General features: G+C 62.0%; 15 protein-coding genes. 13 read left to right on the top strand and 2 right to left on the bottom strand.

Annotated elements, in window-relative coordinates:
• The first annotated feature begins 202 nt into the window (after positions 1-202).
• Positions 203-1,522 carry a hypothetical protein gene (locus tag L0Y14_RS01460; protein WP_005961920.1) on the top strand — a complete coding sequence of 440 codons (1,320 nt, stop codon included), beginning with the start codon at positions 203-205 and terminating at the stop codon, positions 1,520-1,522.
• Between the two features lie 24 nt (positions 1,523-1,546).
• On the opposite strand, the gene L0Y14_RS01455 is transcribed toward L0Y14_RS01460, so the two are convergent.
• Positions 1,547-2,002 carry an FxsA family protein gene (locus tag L0Y14_RS01455; RefSeq protein ID WP_006475830.1) on the bottom strand — a complete coding sequence of 152 codons (456 nt, stop codon included), beginning with the start codon at positions 2,000-2,002 and terminating at the stop codon, positions 1,547-1,549.
• Between the two features lie 105 nt (positions 2,003-2,107).
• Here L0Y14_RS01455 and cutA point away from each other — a divergent pair, with 105 nt between their 5' ends.
• The 8 genes from cutA to L0Y14_RS01415 all read left to right on the top strand — a co-directional run bounded on the left by cutA (position 2,108) and on the right by L0Y14_RS01415 (position 10,400).
• Positions 2,108-2,434 (top strand): divalent-cation tolerance protein CutA, encoded by a 327-nt coding sequence (cutA, locus tag L0Y14_RS01450; RefSeq protein ID WP_005961916.1) that lies wholly within the window; start codon positions 2,108-2,110, stop codon positions 2,432-2,434.
• Positions 2,416-4,728: a protein-disulfide reductase DsbD gene (gene dsbD, locus L0Y14_RS01445; protein WP_006475831.1), complete on the top strand. Its 2,313-nt coding sequence runs from the start codon at positions 2,416-2,418 to the stop codon at positions 4,726-4,728. Before cutA ends, dsbD begins: the two co-directional genes overlap by 19 nt.
• Positions 4,725-5,276: a TlpA family protein disulfide reductase gene (locus tag L0Y14_RS01440; protein ID WP_320415590.1), complete on the top strand. Its 552-nt coding sequence runs from the start codon at positions 4,725-4,727 to the stop codon at positions 5,274-5,276. The genes dsbD and L0Y14_RS01440 overlap by 4 nt, the downstream gene beginning before the upstream one ends.
• 261 nt (positions 5,277-5,537) lie before the next feature.
• Complete coding sequence (gene aroQ, locus L0Y14_RS01435; RefSeq protein ID WP_005961910.1) at positions 5,538-5,987, top strand: type II 3-dehydroquinate dehydratase; 450 nt, start codon at positions 5,538-5,540, stop codon at positions 5,985-5,987.
• Between the two features lie 15 nt (positions 5,988-6,002).
• Positions 6,003-6,458, top strand: coding sequence for an acetyl-CoA carboxylase biotin carboxyl carrier protein (gene accB / locus L0Y14_RS01430; protein WP_005961908.1), 456 nt, complete (start codon positions 6,003-6,005; stop codon positions 6,456-6,458).
• An 8-nt stretch (positions 6,459-6,466) separates the two neighbouring features.
• Positions 6,467-7,807: an acetyl-CoA carboxylase biotin carboxylase subunit gene (accC, locus tag L0Y14_RS01425; protein ID WP_005961906.1), complete on the top strand. Its 1,341-nt coding sequence runs from the start codon at positions 6,467-6,469 to the stop codon at positions 7,805-7,807.
• Between the two features lie 86 nt (positions 7,808-7,893).
• Complete coding sequence (gene prmA, locus L0Y14_RS01420) at positions 7,894-8,772, top strand: 50S ribosomal protein L11 methyltransferase (protein ID WP_006475868.1); 879 nt, start codon at positions 7,894-7,896, stop codon at positions 8,770-8,772.
• Between the two features lie 41 nt (positions 8,773-8,813).
• Positions 8,814-10,400 carry a glutamate synthase-related protein gene (locus tag L0Y14_RS01415; RefSeq protein ID WP_251859238.1) on the top strand — a complete coding sequence of 529 codons (1,587 nt, stop codon included), beginning with the start codon at positions 8,814-8,816 and terminating at the stop codon, positions 10,398-10,400.
• Between the two features lie 30 nt (positions 10,401-10,430).
• On the opposite strand, the gene L0Y14_RS01410 is transcribed toward L0Y14_RS01415, so the two are convergent.
• Positions 10,431-10,676: a CDGSH iron-sulfur domain-containing protein gene (locus tag L0Y14_RS01410; RefSeq protein WP_039960082.1), complete on the bottom strand. Its 246-nt coding sequence runs from the start codon at positions 10,674-10,676 to the stop codon at positions 10,431-10,433.
• A 150-nt stretch (positions 10,677-10,826) separates the two neighbouring features.
• Between L0Y14_RS01410 and L0Y14_RS01405 the strand changes: the two genes are divergently transcribed.
• Genes L0Y14_RS01405 through L0Y14_RS01390 form a run of 4 tightly spaced genes read left to right on the top strand, consistent with a single transcriptional unit; the run spans position 10,827 to position 14,383 of the window.
• Entirely contained in the window at positions 10,827-11,627 is an 801-nt protein-coding gene (locus L0Y14_RS01405) for an MlaE family ABC transporter permease (protein WP_005961901.1), read from the top strand.
• On the top strand, positions 11,624-12,430 hold the full coding sequence (locus L0Y14_RS01400; RefSeq protein WP_006475795.1) for a P-loop NTPase family protein: 807 nt from the start codon (positions 11,624-11,626) through the stop codon (positions 12,428-12,430). Before L0Y14_RS01405 ends, L0Y14_RS01400 begins: the two co-directional genes overlap by 4 nt.
• Positions 12,427-13,458, top strand: coding sequence for an MlaD family protein (locus tag L0Y14_RS01395; RefSeq protein WP_006475796.1), 1,032 nt, complete (start codon positions 12,427-12,429; stop codon positions 13,456-13,458). The genes L0Y14_RS01400 and L0Y14_RS01395 overlap by 4 nt, the downstream gene beginning before the upstream one ends.
• The gene (locus L0Y14_RS01390; RefSeq protein ID WP_005961891.1) at positions 13,436-14,383 is read left to right on the top strand and encodes a tetratricopeptide repeat protein; all 948 of its coding nucleotides are present in this window, start codon (positions 13,436-13,438) and stop codon (positions 14,381-14,383) included. The genes L0Y14_RS01395 and L0Y14_RS01390 overlap by 23 nt, the downstream gene beginning before the upstream one ends.
• The last annotated feature ends 3 nt before the right edge of the window (positions 14,384-14,386 follow it).

The following is a 14,386-nucleotide window of genomic DNA, read 5'->3' as shown; positions in this document are numbered from 1 at the left end:
AGATATCAATTCTTCCAGGATCGTCCTTGACAGGGCTTCAGCATCCCCCAGTTACAAACATCCGGGATCAGGCAACCATGGCCACTTGCAGACACATGAAGCCTAGACTTGTTAGGGCCAACCTCACCTTTTTTGGCGAACCCCCTCACCCCTGCTAACATGCCGCGGATAACCCGGTCCACCAAAATAATCTGTCGCAACTATGGCTAAAAGAAAAAAGAAGGGTTTCCGTTTTCCGTTTGGTCTGCTGTTTCTGCTGCTATTGCTGGCGATCCCGCTGCTGATGCTCGGCAGCCTCAGCTCGATCAGCGAAGATCTGCCGCTGGTGGGCGAAACCCAGCGCATGAACACCGATGCGGCGGTGCGGGCCAAAACCAAGCTAAGCGACCTGCGCAAGAAGCTCAAGTCCGAGGCGCAGACTGAGACCATCGTCCTCAGCGAGAAGGATCTCAACGGCATGCTGGCGGTGGCAGCTCGCGCTATTCACCGGCTGCACGGCGAGGCCAATGTGACCCCAGTAGAGGCGCAGCTGCGCTTCACCCTGGATCTGCCGGAGAATCCTTTTGGCAGGTTCATCAACATCCGGGCGGGGGTGGTGCCATCAGACTACGGTCTGCACCTGGCACCGGTCTATGTAGGCCAGACCGAGATTCCCGGCCCCCTCGCCCTGAAGCTGGTCGAGACCCTGCTGCAGGCGATGATGAAGGACGAACAGAGCAGCGCGATCCTGCAGGCGATCCAGTCGGTGGACATCCAGGGCGATCGCGTCACCGCAGTGTTCCAGCCCCTGCCCAATCTGAAGCAGTGGCTCAAGCCGACCTTCCGCCAGGTCGCCCAGCAGCGCGCCGGCGTCAGCCCGGAGCGACTGCGCTTCTACTTCGCCAAGCTCTGCGAACTCGACCAACTCTATCCCCACGCCATCGACACCTCCGCCACCGCCTACATCGCACCGCTGTTTGAGATTGCCAACAAACGCACTGCTGCTGGCGCCAGTGCAGTGAAGGAGAACCGAGCGGCGCTGCAGGCGCTGGGGATCTTTCTCGGCAGCCCGAGATTTGAGCGGGCCCTCGGCCACTACCGCACCGGCGAGCTGACCGAGTGCCGTGAGCGCAGCAAAAATGTGGTACTGGCCGGCCGTCACGACATGGTGCAGCACGTTTTCATCTCCTCTACCATGCAGATGCTGGGCGACAGCGAGATCAGCTTCGCCATCGGTGAGTTCAAGGAGGTCTACGACACCCGCGGCAAGGACTACGGCCTGAGCTTCAGCGACATCGCCGCCAACCGGGCTGGCGTGCGACTGGCGGAGCAGCTGCTCAACCCCGCCAGTGCGGCACGGGCGCAGGCGGTGCTGGCCCGGGCCGAGCAGGAGGCGGCGTTCTTCCTCAAGGTCTCTGATCTGCCGGACGAGATGCCGCAACGGGAGTTCGAACGCCGCTTCGGCAGCGTCGATGACCCGCGTTACCACGCCATGCTGAAGAAGATCGACGAGCGGCTGGATCGACTACCGGCGTTTCAGTAGCAGTCAGACAGAACAGCAGCCTGCTCAGTCATCCTCCCGGTCATCCTCGCGCCGGCATTCGCCTTCGATGGTGCGTTGATGACCGGGTGGGGAGTGGGGTTTGCGCTGCACCGGCCGCATCACCCCGGCCCCTTGCAGCCCACTGCTGATCAACCAGCGGCGCAACTGCGGCACCAGAAAGATGAAGCCGACAAAGTCGGTGACAAAACCAGGCAACAGCAGCAGTACACCGCACACCAGCAGCACCGCCCCCTCCATCATCTCGATCGCGGGCACCTCGCCACGCTCCATCGCCCCACGCACCCGCATCAGCGTCGAAAAGCCCTGCAGACGCACCATCGCACCGCCGATCAGGGCGGTCAGCAGGGTGAGAAAGATGGTGGCAAAGGCGCCTATCTGCGAGCCGACCTGGATCAGAAAGTAGAGCTCGACCAGTGGGATGCCAACAAACAGCAGTAGGAATATGAGTAACGGATTCATGCCGCAGCAGGGTACGCTCGAGCTGAACTCAGGACAAGCCCGCGCCACCCGCCAGCAGCCCCGCGGACGCTGTCACCCCGCCCCTTTTTAGAGTATCTTTCCCCGATGTCGACATCGGTGCTTCTCAGCCTCTGCAGCGTACCCGACCGGGAGACCGGCCTGCGTCTAGCGCAACAGCTGGTGGAGCAGCGGCTTGCCGCCTGCGTCAGCCTCAGCGCGCCAGTCACCTCCATCTATCGATGGCAGGGCAAACTGGAAACGGCAGAGGAGCTGCAGATGTTGATCAAAACAACAACCAAGCAGTACCCAGCAATGGAAGCTGCAATCCGGGCATCACATCCCTATGAACTTCCAGAGATCATCGCAGTCCCTGTAGAAAGCGGGCTCGATGACTATCTCAACTGGGTGGAGCAATGCACAACAATAGAATAACGACCTTCCTCATCATCACCCTGCTGGGGCTGCTGCTCGCCCCCTTTGCTTGGGCTGAAGACGAACTACTGATGCCGGATCAGGCATTTCAGATCAGCGCCCGCAGCGACGGCCCCGACACCCTGCTGGTAGAGTGGCAGATCGCCGACGGCTACTACATGTACCGCGACAAGCTCCGCTTCAGCAGCGACGCGGTGGGCATCGAGCTGGGCGAGCCGGAACTCTCCGAAGCGAAGATTAAGCAGGACGAATTCTTCGGCGAGGTGGCGATCTACCGGGGCCACGCTAGCGCACGCATCCCGATCAAGCGCGACCCAGGCGCCCCTGAAACCATCACCCTGGAGGCCCGCTCCCAGGGCTGCGCCGATCTCGGCATCTGTTTCCCGCCCCATTCCCAGGAGATCAAGCTGGCGCTGGCGCCACAGCCTGCCGTAGCGCAGCAGGCTTCACCCGCGCCGCTTCCCCTACTCGGCGAAACTGCCGCCACTGCCCCCCTGTTTGCCAACGATGAGGGTGGCGAACTGCTGCCGCCCGAAGAGGCCTACAAACTCGCAGCCATCGTCGAGGATGGCCGCCGGCTGCGCCTTCGCTGGGAGATCGCCCCAGGCACCTATCTCTACCACGACAAGATCAAACTGGCGCTGATCGAGGCGGACGGTGTCGCCCTCGGCGACTATCAGCTGCCCGAGCCTGAGATCAAGAAAGACTCACCCACCCCAGACGGGACGATCGGCGATGTAGCGGTCTATCACGACCAGATCGAACTGCTGCTGCCGCTCACGCGCAGCAACACCGAGGCCACCGAGATCGTGCTGGAAGCGAGCTACCAGGGCTGCGCCGAGATCGGCGTCTGCTATCCGCCGCAGCGTCGCGAATTCACCCTGGCCCTGCCGGGAATAAGCAAGGCTGCAGCAGCGGAGACCGCACCTGCAGAGGTCACGCCTGCCGCGACACCGGCAGCTGCCGAGAGCAGCATCCCACTCTCTGAGGTCGATCAGATCACCGCCACCCTGGCTGGCGGCAGCTCCCTGCTGGTGATCGGGCTCTTTTTCGTGATGGGGCTGGGGCTGGCGTTTACCCCCTGCATCTTCCCGATGATCCCGATCCTCTCTGGCATTATCGCCGGCCATGGCGGCACGATCACCACCCGCAAGGCCTTCACCCTCTCTCTGGTCTATGTGCTGGCAATGGCCCTCACTTACACCCTAGCCGGGGTACTGGCCGGGCTGTTCGGCGAGAACCTGCAGGTCGCCTTCCAAAACCCCTGGGTCCTCGCCACCTTCGCCCTGGTGTTCGTCCTGCTGGCGCTCTCCATGTTCGGCTTTTACGAACTGCAGCTGCCCAGCAGCCTGCAGAGCCGCCTTTCAGAGATCAGCAACAAGCAGCGGGGGGGCTCACTGGCCGGGGTCGCGATAATGGGCTTTCTCTCCGCACTAATTGTCGGGCCCTGCGTGGCGCCGCCGCTGGCCGGCGCGCTGATCTACATCGGTCAGACCGGCGATGCCCTGCTTGGCGGTCTGGCCCTATTTGCCCTGAGCATGGGCATGGGCGCACCGCTGATCGCCATCGGCACCTCCGCCGGCAAGCTGCTGCCCAGGGCCGGCCGCTGGATGGATACGGTCAAGGCGGTGTTCGGCGTCGCCATGTTGGGTGTTGCCATCTTCATGCTGGAGCGCATCATCCCCGCTGACATCGCGATGTTCCTGTGGGGCATGCTGCTGGTGGTCTCTGCCATCTACATGGGTGCACTGCGCCATCTGGAGATCGAGGCCGGCGGCTGGCAGAAATTATGGAAGGGGCTTGGCATGGTGCTGCTGATCTACGGCGCACTGCTGCTGATAGGTGCCGCGGCGGGTGGTAAAGATACCCTGCAGCCACTGCGTGGACTGGTAGCGTCCGGTGGCGCGGCTGCCGGCCATACCGAGGAGCTCAGATTTAAGCGCATCAAGAGCCTGGCCGACCTGCAGCGAGAGGTGGCCCAGGCAAGTGCCGCAGGCAGGCCGGTGATGCTCGATTTCTACGCCGACTGGTGCATCTCCTGCAAGGAGATGGAGAAGTACACCTTCGCCGACCCCAAGGTCATCGCCGCGCTCGACGGTGTGCTGCTGCTACAGGCTGACGTCACCGCCAACGACGCGACGGACCAGGCACTGCTGCAGGGCCACTTCGGCCTGCCCGGACCGCCGGCAATCATCTTCTACGGCAGCAATGGCACAGAGCGCAAACGCTTCCGAGTCGTCGGATTCAAAAGCGCCGATGAGTTCGCCACCCACGTCGCCGAGGCGATCCGCTGAGCACACCCGGCCGCGCCCTGCAGACCCTGCTGATCGCGGCCCTGCTGCTGGCTGGCTGGTGGGGGCTGCGGACACTGCAGCAGCCAACCAGGCTGGCCATTGAACCCAATCCACACCAGGGACCGATCACCATCCACCAGCTGCCGGCACTGCAACTGGCGAACCTGCAGGGAGAACCCATCGCCAGCAGCGACTGGTCAGGCAAGGTGGTCGTACTGCACTTCTGGGCGGCATGGAATCCGATCTGCCGGCGGGAGATCCCGGGGCTGGTCCGGCTGCAACGCGAGTTGGGCGAGCGTGGCCTACAAATGGTTGGCATCACCCTCGACCTGCCTCAGCCGGCCAGGGAGCGCGCCCAGGAGCTGGCGATCAACTATCCGCTGCTGCTCGGCGGCAGGTCAGAGATCGCCCTGGCACGCGGGCTCGGCAACCGTTTTCAGGGGCTGCCCTTCACCGCATTGTTCGACCGTGCCGGTAGGCTAGTCTTCTCTCACTATGGCGAGCTGGCAGAAGAGCGACTGCATGAAGTGATCATGCCACTACTCTAGCGTGCTGATCAGGCATATAATTCGGCGCCATACGGCAACAGGCTTTGGATCCTCCAAGCGCCGTCGTGAGGCCAAAAAGCGTCCAAATCTTGCAACGATCTGGTGTGGAACTGCGCATAAAACTGGACAAAACCACTGGACTTTTGCAAAATCCGCATGAATTCGGCAATTCCGTCCAACCACTGGAGACCCAGTGGTTTTTGCATTGTTATGGGACGTTCCGCCGGGCATCACACAAACTCCTATGGATGACTCGAGACGATGGCGACCATTCTGGTACTGAACGGCCCTAACCTGAACCTTCTCGGCACCCGCGAGCCGGAGATCTATGGTCACGATACCCTGGAAGATATCCGCCAGCACCTGGAGCAACTGACCGAGGCCCAGGGCCATCGGCTGCGCTTCCATCAGAGCAACGCCGAGCACGAACTGATAGAGTTGATCCACCAGGCGCGTAGCGCGGGGGTCGGCTTCATTATCATCAACCCGGGCGCCTTCACCCATACCAGCATCGCGCTGCGGGATGCCTTTGCCGGGGTCGCAATCCCCTTCATCGAAGTGCATCTCTCCAACGTCCATGCGCGGGAACCCTTCCGTGCACACTCCTACCTATCCGATATCGCCGTCGGCGTGATTACCGGGCTTGGCGCCCAGGGCTACGAACTTGCCCTGCAGGCAGCCAGCCGATTGCTTGCGGCAGACAACAACTGAACGAGTATCAACACTATGGATATCCGCAAAGTCAAAAAACTGATCGAACTGCTCGAAGAGTCCGATATCGCCGAGATCGAGATCCACGAAGGCGAGGAGTCGGTGCGTATCAGCCGCAACAGCTCGATGCCGACTCAGATGGTTGCCGCAGCCCCAGTGGCCGCACCCGCCGCGGCGCCGGCGCCGGCGCAGGCCCCGGTCGCAGAGGCAGCTCCTGCAGCCGCAGCGGAGATCCAAGGACACGCAGTCAAATCCCCGATGGTCGGTACCTTCTACCGTGCCCCCTCGCCGGGCAGCAAATCGTTCGTCGAGGAGGGCCAGAGCGTTGCCGTTGGTGACACCCTCTGCATCATCGAGGCGATGAAGATCCTCAACCAGATCGAATCCGACAAGGCGGGCGTGGTGAAGAAGATCCTGGTGGATAACGGCCAGCCGGTCGAATACAACGAACCCCTGTTCATCATCGACTGAGAAGCGCCATGATAGACAAGATCGTTATCGCCAACCGGGGGGAGATCGCGCTGCGAATCCTGCGCGCCTGCAAAGAGCTCGGCATCAAGACTGTCGCCGTCCACTCTGAAGCCGACCGGGACCTGAAACACGTGCTACTGGCGGATGAGTCGGTCTGCATCGGCCCGGCCCCATCGGCCGACAGCTATCTCAACATCCCCGCCCTGATCAGCGCCGCCGAAGTCACCGACTCGATGGCGATTCACCCCGGCTACGGCTTCCTCTCGGAGAACGCTGACTTTGCCGAGCGGGTGGAGAACTCCGGCTTCATCTTCATCGGCCCGAAGGCGGAGACCATCCGCACCATGGGCGACAAGGTGGCCGCCATCGAGGCGATGAAGAAGGCCGGTGTGCCTACAGTACCCGGCTCCGACGGCCCAATCGATGGTAACGCCAAGCGCACCAAAGAGATCGCCCAGCGGATCGGCTATCCGGTGATCATCAAGGCCGCTGGCGGCGGCGGTGGTCGCGGCATGCGGGTGGTTCACTCCGAAGCCAGCCTGCTCAACTCGGTGGCGATGACCAAGGCCGAGGCGGAAGCGGCCTTCGGCAACGGCACGGTCTACATGGAGAAGTACCTGGAGAACCCGCGTCACGTAGAGTTCCAGGTACTGGCCGACACTCACGGCAACGCAGTGCACCTGGGCGAACGCGACTGTTCCATGCAGCGGCGCCATCAGAAGGTGGTGGAAGAGGCCCCAGCCCCCGGCATCACCCCGGAACAGCGCGCCAAAGTGGGTGGACGCTGCGCCGAGGCCTGCCGCCAGATCGGTTATCGCGGTGCCGGCACCTTTGAGTTTCTCTACGAGAACGACGAGTTCTATTTCATCGAAATGAACACTCGCGTACAGGTTGAACACCCGGTCACCGAAATGGTCACCGGTATCGACATCCTGCGAGAACAGATCATGATCGCCGCCGGTGAGCCCCTCAGCTTCACGCAGGAGGATGTGACCCTGCGCGGCCACGCGGTGGAATGCCGTATCAACGCCGAAGATCCGAAAAACTTCATGCCCAGCCCCGGCACCATCACCCAGCTGCATGTTCCGGGCGGCATGGGGGTGCGCGTCGAGAGCCACATCTACAATGGCTACCGGGTGCCGCCCCACTACGACTCGATGATCGGCAAGCTGATCACCCACGGTGACACTCGTGAATCCGCCATCGCGCGGATGCGCATCGCCCTGGCCGAGATGGTGATTGGCGGCATCAAGTGCAACATCCCGCTGCAGCAGGAGATCATGAAGGACGCCGCCTTCCAGGCTGGCGGCGCCAACATCCACTACCTGGAAGAAAAACTGGGACTCTGACGAGCCACTGTTGAACTTTCACCTTGAATTAGGGTGCACGCATTGCGTGCAGCCTAATTCAACATTCACAATTCAAGATTGATTCCATGCCCTGGCTGCAACTCTCCATCGAGACTGACGAGGATCGCGCACCGCTGCTGGAGCTGGTTTTCGAGGGCCTCGGTGCGCTCTCCGTCACGCTGGGTGACGCCGGCAACCAACCGCTGCTGGAACCCAAACCCGGCGAGGAGCAGCTCTGGCATGCTACCCGCGTCACCGCCCTGTTTGAGGCCGAGCGGAACATCGACGAACTACGCGCCGCCCTCAACCAAGCACTCGCCGCTGATGTCAGCCTCAACTTGAACATCGAGCGCCTCGAAGACCAGGTCTGGGAGCGGACCTGGCTGGAGCACTTCAAGCCGATGCAATTCGGCCAGCGACTATGGATCTGTCCGGATGGACAGCAGGTGACGGCAAGCGATGCCGTGCTGGTCAAGCTCGACCCCGGCCTCGCCTTCGGCACCGGCACCCACCCCACCACCGCGCTCTGCCTGGAATGGCTGGAGGGGCAGGATCTGCGCGGCAAACGCATCATCGACTATGGCTGCGGCTCGGGCATTCTGGCCATCGCCGCGCTGCTGCTGGGGGCGGAACGCGCCATCGCGGTGGACTACGATCCCCAAGCGCTGGAGGCAACCCAGGCCAACGCCGAGAAAAACGGCGTCGCCGGGCGGCTGGAGATCTGCCTACCAGAACAGACCCCGCAAACCGAAAACGACCTGTTGCTGGCCAACATCCTTGCCGGACCGCTGATCGAACTCGCATCCACACTGATGCAACTGATCCAGCCCGGCGCACCCTTTGCCCTCTCCGGCATACTGCAGGAGCAGGCGGAACAGGTTAGCGCCGCCTATCGCCCATTCGCCGAGATGCAACCAGCGCAGCAACAGGCGGAGTGGATACGCCTGGGTGGCACTAAAATCTAAATGGTATTGCCACATCCGGCATCACCATGGAGGAGAGCAGGATGAAGCAACCAACACGTGTTTGTGATCTCCAGCAACTGTGTGAGGGCGAGGGCCACCGGGTGGTGGTCAACGGCCGTCCACTGGCGCTGTTTCTCGATCAGGGCCGGATCTACGCCCTCGACGACCGCTGTCCGCACCGGGAGGGGCAGATGTCCCGTGGTCGGGTGCAGAACGGCGAGGCGATCTGCCCACTGCATCAGTGGAACTTTGACCTGGAAACCGGCGTATCCCCTTACAACCCCCACGACCGCATCGCCACCTTTCCCGCCGAACTGCGCGACGACGGGGTCTATGTAGATGCCACTGCAGTTCCGCCTCTGCCGACGGCCAGCTTCTCCGGCTATCAGGGTGAGTGGCGACGCTGGCAACAGGATGCCCGCGGCCATGCCCTGATCAAACGCCTCGCCAAGGGAGGCAGACCCACCGTCGAGGCGATGGGCGCGCCACCCCAGCAGCTCTCCGAGCTCGTCGACTTTAGCCATTTCCACCTCAAGGCGGGGCAGCTGCAGCAACTCCCCAGGCTCGCAGAGGAGACGGTGCAGACCGCCGTCAGCATCGGCCAAGGCGCAGGCAGACCACTCAGACTGGCGCTGCCCGTCTACATCTCCCACATGTCCTTTGGCGCACTCTCCAAGGAGGCGAAGATCGCCCTGGCACAGGGCTCGACAGCGGCCGACAGCCTGATCGGTTCCGGCGAGGGCGGCCTGCTGCCGCAGGAGCGGCAGGCGGCGAAACGTTATATCCTCGAGATGGCGAGCGGCTACTTCGGCTGGAATGAGCAGAATATCCTCCTCGCCGATGCGCTGGAGATCAAACTGGGGCAGTCGGCCAAACCCGGCCTGGGTGGCGAACTGCCCGGCGGCAAGGTCACGGGAGAGATCGCCCAGGTTAGAGGGCTCGCACCAGGCACCAGCGCCCACTCGCCGGCCCGCTTTCCCGATATCGACAGCCTCACAGGGCTCGCCCGGCGAATCGAAGAGATTCGTGCCCTGGATGGCGGCGAGCGCCCCATTGGTATCAAGTTTGCCGCCAACGATGTCACGGCAGACACCCAGGCGGCGCTCTCGCTGCAACCCGACTTCATCACCATCGACGGTTTTGGCGGCGGCACCGGTGCCGCCCCTGTGCATGTGCGGGATCAATTCGGCATGCCACTGGTGAAAGCGCTGCCGATTGCGCGGCAGCTGATCGATGCACACAATCGGCAACACCTGGAGCGCCCGGTCAGTCTGATCGCCACTGGCGGCATCCGCACCCCCGATGAGATGTTCAAGGCGCTGGCGCTGGGCGCCGATGCCTGTGCCCTAGCCACCGCGGCGCTGTTTGCTTTGGGCTGCGAATACTACCGCGCTTGCGGCTCCAACGAGTGTCCGGTAGGCATCACCTCGCAGCAGACCGAACTGCGTCGTCGTATCGATATCGACAAGGGGGCACAGCGGGTTGGCAACTTTCTCAATGGCAGCCGGGAGATCCTCGCCGGCTACCTGCGAATCATGGGCTATGACTCACTCCCGCAGCTGAGCCCGCACGACCTTATCCCTCTCTCCCTGGAAGCAGAGGCCATCCTCAACACCGACCGCGGCTAACCGACTGCGACAACAGACCCGGCCCAGCGGCTATTCTTCAAGCGAGGCGTGACTGCCATCGCAGTAGGGCGGGGTCTTCGTCTGTTTGCACATACAGAGCCAGGCTTTGCCGCTCTTGTCGGCCTTGAAACCCAGCGGATTTATGCCCGTTCCCTGGTGGGAACCGTCGCAAAACGGCTGGGTTTGGGAGCGCCCGCAGGCACACCACCAGTATTCTCTGCCCTCGTCCAACTCGACACTCACCGGCTGGGAAGCTGCGACTTTGGCTTTCTCCATAACACACTCCTTCTGATCTCAAACATCAACCAACTCTACCCGGCATATTGGTTGGATTCACAGTTCCCAACCCGCCTGCCGCCAATAACAAAGTAGCGAACACAAAAGGCACTATAGTCTGTAAACAAGAGAGCTTCACCACGCCCCATCATGTCCCAAACCGCTTCACTCAATCTGATCAGTCTGCTCGGACGACGCTCCCTCAACTACCTGCTCTATATCATCGATCTGGTAGTTTTCGTGATGGCGGTGATGCGCAGCTGGCGCAACCGCGGCGGGCTGTTCAACCGCGCCAGCCGCGCCGCCTCGATCACCCAGCTGATCTTCTCCGGCATCGATGCCCTACCCACCATCACCATCCTCGCTCTGGCGGTGGGGCTGAGCGTCACCACCCAGCTGATCTTCGCCGCGCAGGTGTTTGGCCAGGAGGCCGATGTGGCCAGCCTGCTGGCGAATCTGGTAGCGCTGGAGTTCGGCTCTCTGCTCACTGCCATCGTGATGATCGGCCGCTCCGGCTCGGCCATCGCGGTCGACTTGGGCAACATGAGCCTCAACCGGGAGGTGGAGGGGCTGGAGCTGCTTGGCATCGACGTGCACGCCTTTTTTGTCTCACCACGCCTGATCGGCATGGTAATCGCACAGCTGGTGCTGGCGATCTACTTCTCCGCCTTCTCTCTGGTCACTGGCATCACCCTAGCAGCACTACTGGAGTCGACCTCCAACTTCAAATACCTGTTTGCTGTGGTATCCGCCTTTGAACCCCTTGATCTGTTGTTGTTCTTCATCAAAAACCTGCTGTTCGGTCTGGTGATCGGCGCCAATGCCTGCCTGAAAGGGCTGAGTGTCGGCCAGTCGGTCACCCAGGTCCCACAGGTGACGCAGAAGGCGATCGTCAACTCCCTGGTGATGGTATTTGTGCTCGACGGAGTGTTTGTGCTGATTCTGATATGAGCGACCAAGAGCCCTCAATAAGCGCCGACGAGCATCTGCTGATCAAGGCCCAGGCCGCCTGTCCGAAGCATCAGCCGAACGGCGAACCCTGCCTGCCGCTGGATCTGCACATTCATCGCGGCGAACTGATCTTTCTGCTCGGCGAAGAGCCTGAGGCGCTGCGCGCCTATCTACGCATTCTGGCCGCGGTCGAGCCCATAAGCCGTGGCGAAATCCTGTTGGGAGATGCCATCGGCGATGCGCCATTCTCCCTGCCCTGGCAGCAACTGCGCCAGAGCCTAGGCTATGTAGATCACGCCATCCCGCTGCTCTCGGTGCTCAGCGGCCTGGACAACCTGAAGCTGGCAGCCCACTACCACCAGCAGGACGACGAGCAAACCATCGCCCTGCGTGAGCAGGCCCTGCTCGGTGCCATGCAGGGACAGATGGACCACAGCCTGCTGCCAGCCTATATGACACCGCTGCAGCAGCGTCATCTGAGCATCGCCCGGGCGCTGATGCTGTGCCCCAAGGCGCTCTTCGCCCACAACCCCTTCTTCGGCCTGAGCCGGCCAGCCCGCCAGCGTTTGGCTGATTTCCTGCTGCAACGGGTGCCGCAGCTGTTCCCTGAAATCTCCCTGATCATCTCCACCGACGACCCGGAACTGGTGCACCATTACGCCGGGCAGGTACTGTTTCACAGTCGCTCAGGATGGTTCTCATTTCACAACTGGGAGGATTTTGTCTCCAGTCCTGAAGATGTCGTCCGCTATTACATTCATCAGCAGAGAGCACAGCGCGACATCTTTAGTGAGGCTCAATGACCCCGGCACCGCAACATCAGCAGATACACTACATCCACCGCCTCAATTACACTCTGCGGGAGCGGCTGGCCGGTCTGTTTGTGATGGTGGCGCTGGCCCTGTTGATCGGTCTGGTGGTGGTACAGGGCAAGACCACCCACCTATTCGAGAACCGCATCACTTACCACACTTACCTGCGTAACGCCCAGGGCATCGCCACCGACTCGCTGGTCAAGGTCTCTGGGATCGAGGTCGGCCGGGTACAGTCGATCGGCATCGCCGCTGACAACCGCATCCACATCAGTTTTTTCGTCTACGAGGGGTTCCAGAACCTGATCCGGCAGGACTCCCGCGGTGCGCTGAGCAAGCTGGCCATCATCGGTACTGCGGTGATCGAGATCAGTGCCGGCTCGCCGCAACTACCGATGCTGCGCGACGGTTCCACCATCCTAATCGAGGAACCGATGAGCGCCGATGAACTGCTCAACGAGCTGACACCGATCATGGAGAAGGTGCGCCAGACCCTGGACGGCATCGCGCGGGTGGTCAGCGCCATCGACCCGGCACAGATCGCCGCCACGGCTGAGGGGATCAACACCACCGTTGCCAACCTGCGAGACCTCACCAATCAGGTCAACTCTGGCAAGGGGGTGCTCGGCCGTGCCATCTACGACCAGCAGCTGGAGCACAGCTTTACCCGCACCGTGACGCACATGGAGCAGACCATGGCGCAGACCCGTGATCGCGTCAGCGAACTCAAGCCAGTGCTAGAGAGCATGGTCGCCCTCTCCCAGGAGACCCAGAACATGACCCATCAGATGGATGGATTGATCGCCGACTCCCGCCAGCTGGTCGGCCAGATGAACAGTTCCATGCAGACCATCAACATGGAGATCCAGCAACTGCCCGACCTGGTCACCCACCTGCAGCTGATGTTGCAGTCTACCGACCGCACCCTAGAGGGACTGCAGCGGGTTTGGCCCGTCTCCTCGGCGATCCGTCCCACCGAGGAGGAGAAGATGATCGATGTCCATCCCATCATCGATTAGCCTCTTCTGGCTCATTCTGCTCCTACTTGGGCTGGGCGGCTGCGTCGGCACCCCCGACCTGCGCCCGGAAACGCAGATTCAGGGTGAACGTGAACTGCAACGCGGCACTCGCGCCTACAATAACAATGACTACCGCACCGCCGCCCGCCAGTTCTCTCAGGCACTCAAGCTCTACCGCAGCGTGGATGACCTGGATGGCATCGCCCAGAGTTCGATCAACCTGATCGAAACTGCACTAGCAATCGGCAACTACCAGGCGGTCGAACAACGGCTGCTGGAGCTAACCCGTCTGGTCGAGGCCGCCAACCTGCATCGCTACCGCGCACGCATCAACCTGCTACGCGCCTCCCTCGCCTTCAAACAACAGCATCATGCCGACGCCATCGCGGCCCTCGAACCGATCCTGCCCAGCTTCAACGACAAACAACTGCTGAGCCAAAAACTCACAGACGAGTCGATGAGCGCACTCGCCAGCCGTGCCAGTATTGCCTGCGAGATCGACGCAGCCGACGCCCCGCTGTGGCTGGAGCGGCTCGACAATGCGCTGGATGAGGAGTTCTTCAGGCGCCGCCCAGCCTTGGAAGGGTTGTTGCACCGGCTGCGCGGAAAACTACAGCAGAGCGCCGGCCGCGAGACAGAGGCACTGCTCCAGTATGGGCTTGCCCTCGACTTCTACCGCAAGGCCGGCGACCGGCGCGGCATCGCCACCACACTGCACAGCCAAGCCCGTATCCACATCACCCAAGCCGCCTGGAACAAGACAGAGAGCCTGCTGCAGCGTGCGCTCTCGATACGGCTGTGGCTGACAGATCGCAGCGGCACCCTGGCTGTGGTGGAGGATCTAATACGGCTCTACCAGCACACCGATCAGCAGGCGAAGCTTGATGAGATGGAGGCCTGGCGCGGGCGCTTGCAGGCAGAGTAAAAA

Origin of the sequence: Candidatus Endoriftia persephonae (assembly GCF_023733635.1) — a bacterium.
Taxonomy (GTDB): Bacteria; Pseudomonadota; Gammaproteobacteria; order Chromatiales; family Chromatiaceae; genus Endoriftia; species Endoriftia persephonae.
Note: the sequence above shows the minus strand (reverse complement) of the source record. Positions and strands in the feature narration are given on the sequence as shown.

What these genes read in the sequence shown, in the direction of transcription:
- cutA (WP_005961916.1), top strand. Translation starts at nt 2,108, where the DNA reads ATGTCGACATCGGTGCTTCTCAGCCTCTGCAGCGTACCCGACCGGGAG.
- dsbD (WP_006475831.1), top strand. Translation starts at nt 2,416, where the DNA reads ATGCACAACAATAGAATAACGACCTTCCTCATCATCACCCTGCTGGGG.
- L0Y14_RS01400 (WP_006475795.1), top strand. Translation starts at nt 11,624, where the DNA reads ATGAGCGACCAAGAGCCCTCAATAAGCGCCGACGAGCATCTGCTGATC.
- prmA (WP_006475868.1), top strand. Translation starts at nt 7,894, where the DNA reads ATGCCCTGGCTGCAACTCTCCATCGAGACTGACGAGGATCGCGCACCG.
- L0Y14_RS01410 (WP_039960082.1), bottom strand. Translation starts at nt 10,676, where the DNA reads ATGGAGAAAGCCAAAGTCGCAGCTTCCCAGCCGGTGAGTGTCGAGTTG.
- accB (WP_005961908.1), top strand. Translation starts at nt 6,003, where the DNA reads ATGGATATCCGCAAAGTCAAAAAACTGATCGAACTGCTCGAAGAGTCC.
- aroQ (WP_005961910.1), top strand. Translation starts at nt 5,538, where the DNA reads ATGGCGACCATTCTGGTACTGAACGGCCCTAACCTGAACCTTCTCGGC.
- L0Y14_RS01460 (WP_005961920.1), top strand. Translation starts at nt 203, where the DNA reads ATGGCTAAAAGAAAAAAGAAGGGTTTCCGTTTTCCGTTTGGTCTGCTG.
- L0Y14_RS01415 (WP_251859238.1), top strand. Translation starts at nt 8,814, where the DNA reads ATGAAGCAACCAACACGTGTTTGTGATCTCCAGCAACTGTGTGAGGGC.
- L0Y14_RS01405 (WP_005961901.1), top strand. Translation starts at nt 10,827, where the DNA reads ATGTCCCAAACCGCTTCACTCAATCTGATCAGTCTGCTCGGACGACGC.
- L0Y14_RS01395 (WP_006475796.1), top strand. Translation starts at nt 12,427, where the DNA reads ATGACCCCGGCACCGCAACATCAGCAGATACACTACATCCACCGCCTC.
- L0Y14_RS01455 (WP_006475830.1), bottom strand. Translation starts at nt 2,002, where the DNA reads ATGAATCCGTTACTCATATTCCTACTGCTGTTTGTTGGCATCCCACTG.
- accC (WP_005961906.1), top strand. Translation starts at nt 6,467, where the DNA reads ATGATAGACAAGATCGTTATCGCCAACCGGGGGGAGATCGCGCTGCGA.
- L0Y14_RS01390 (WP_005961891.1), top strand. Translation starts at nt 13,436, where the DNA reads ATGTCCATCCCATCATCGATTAGCCTCTTCTGGCTCATTCTGCTCCTA.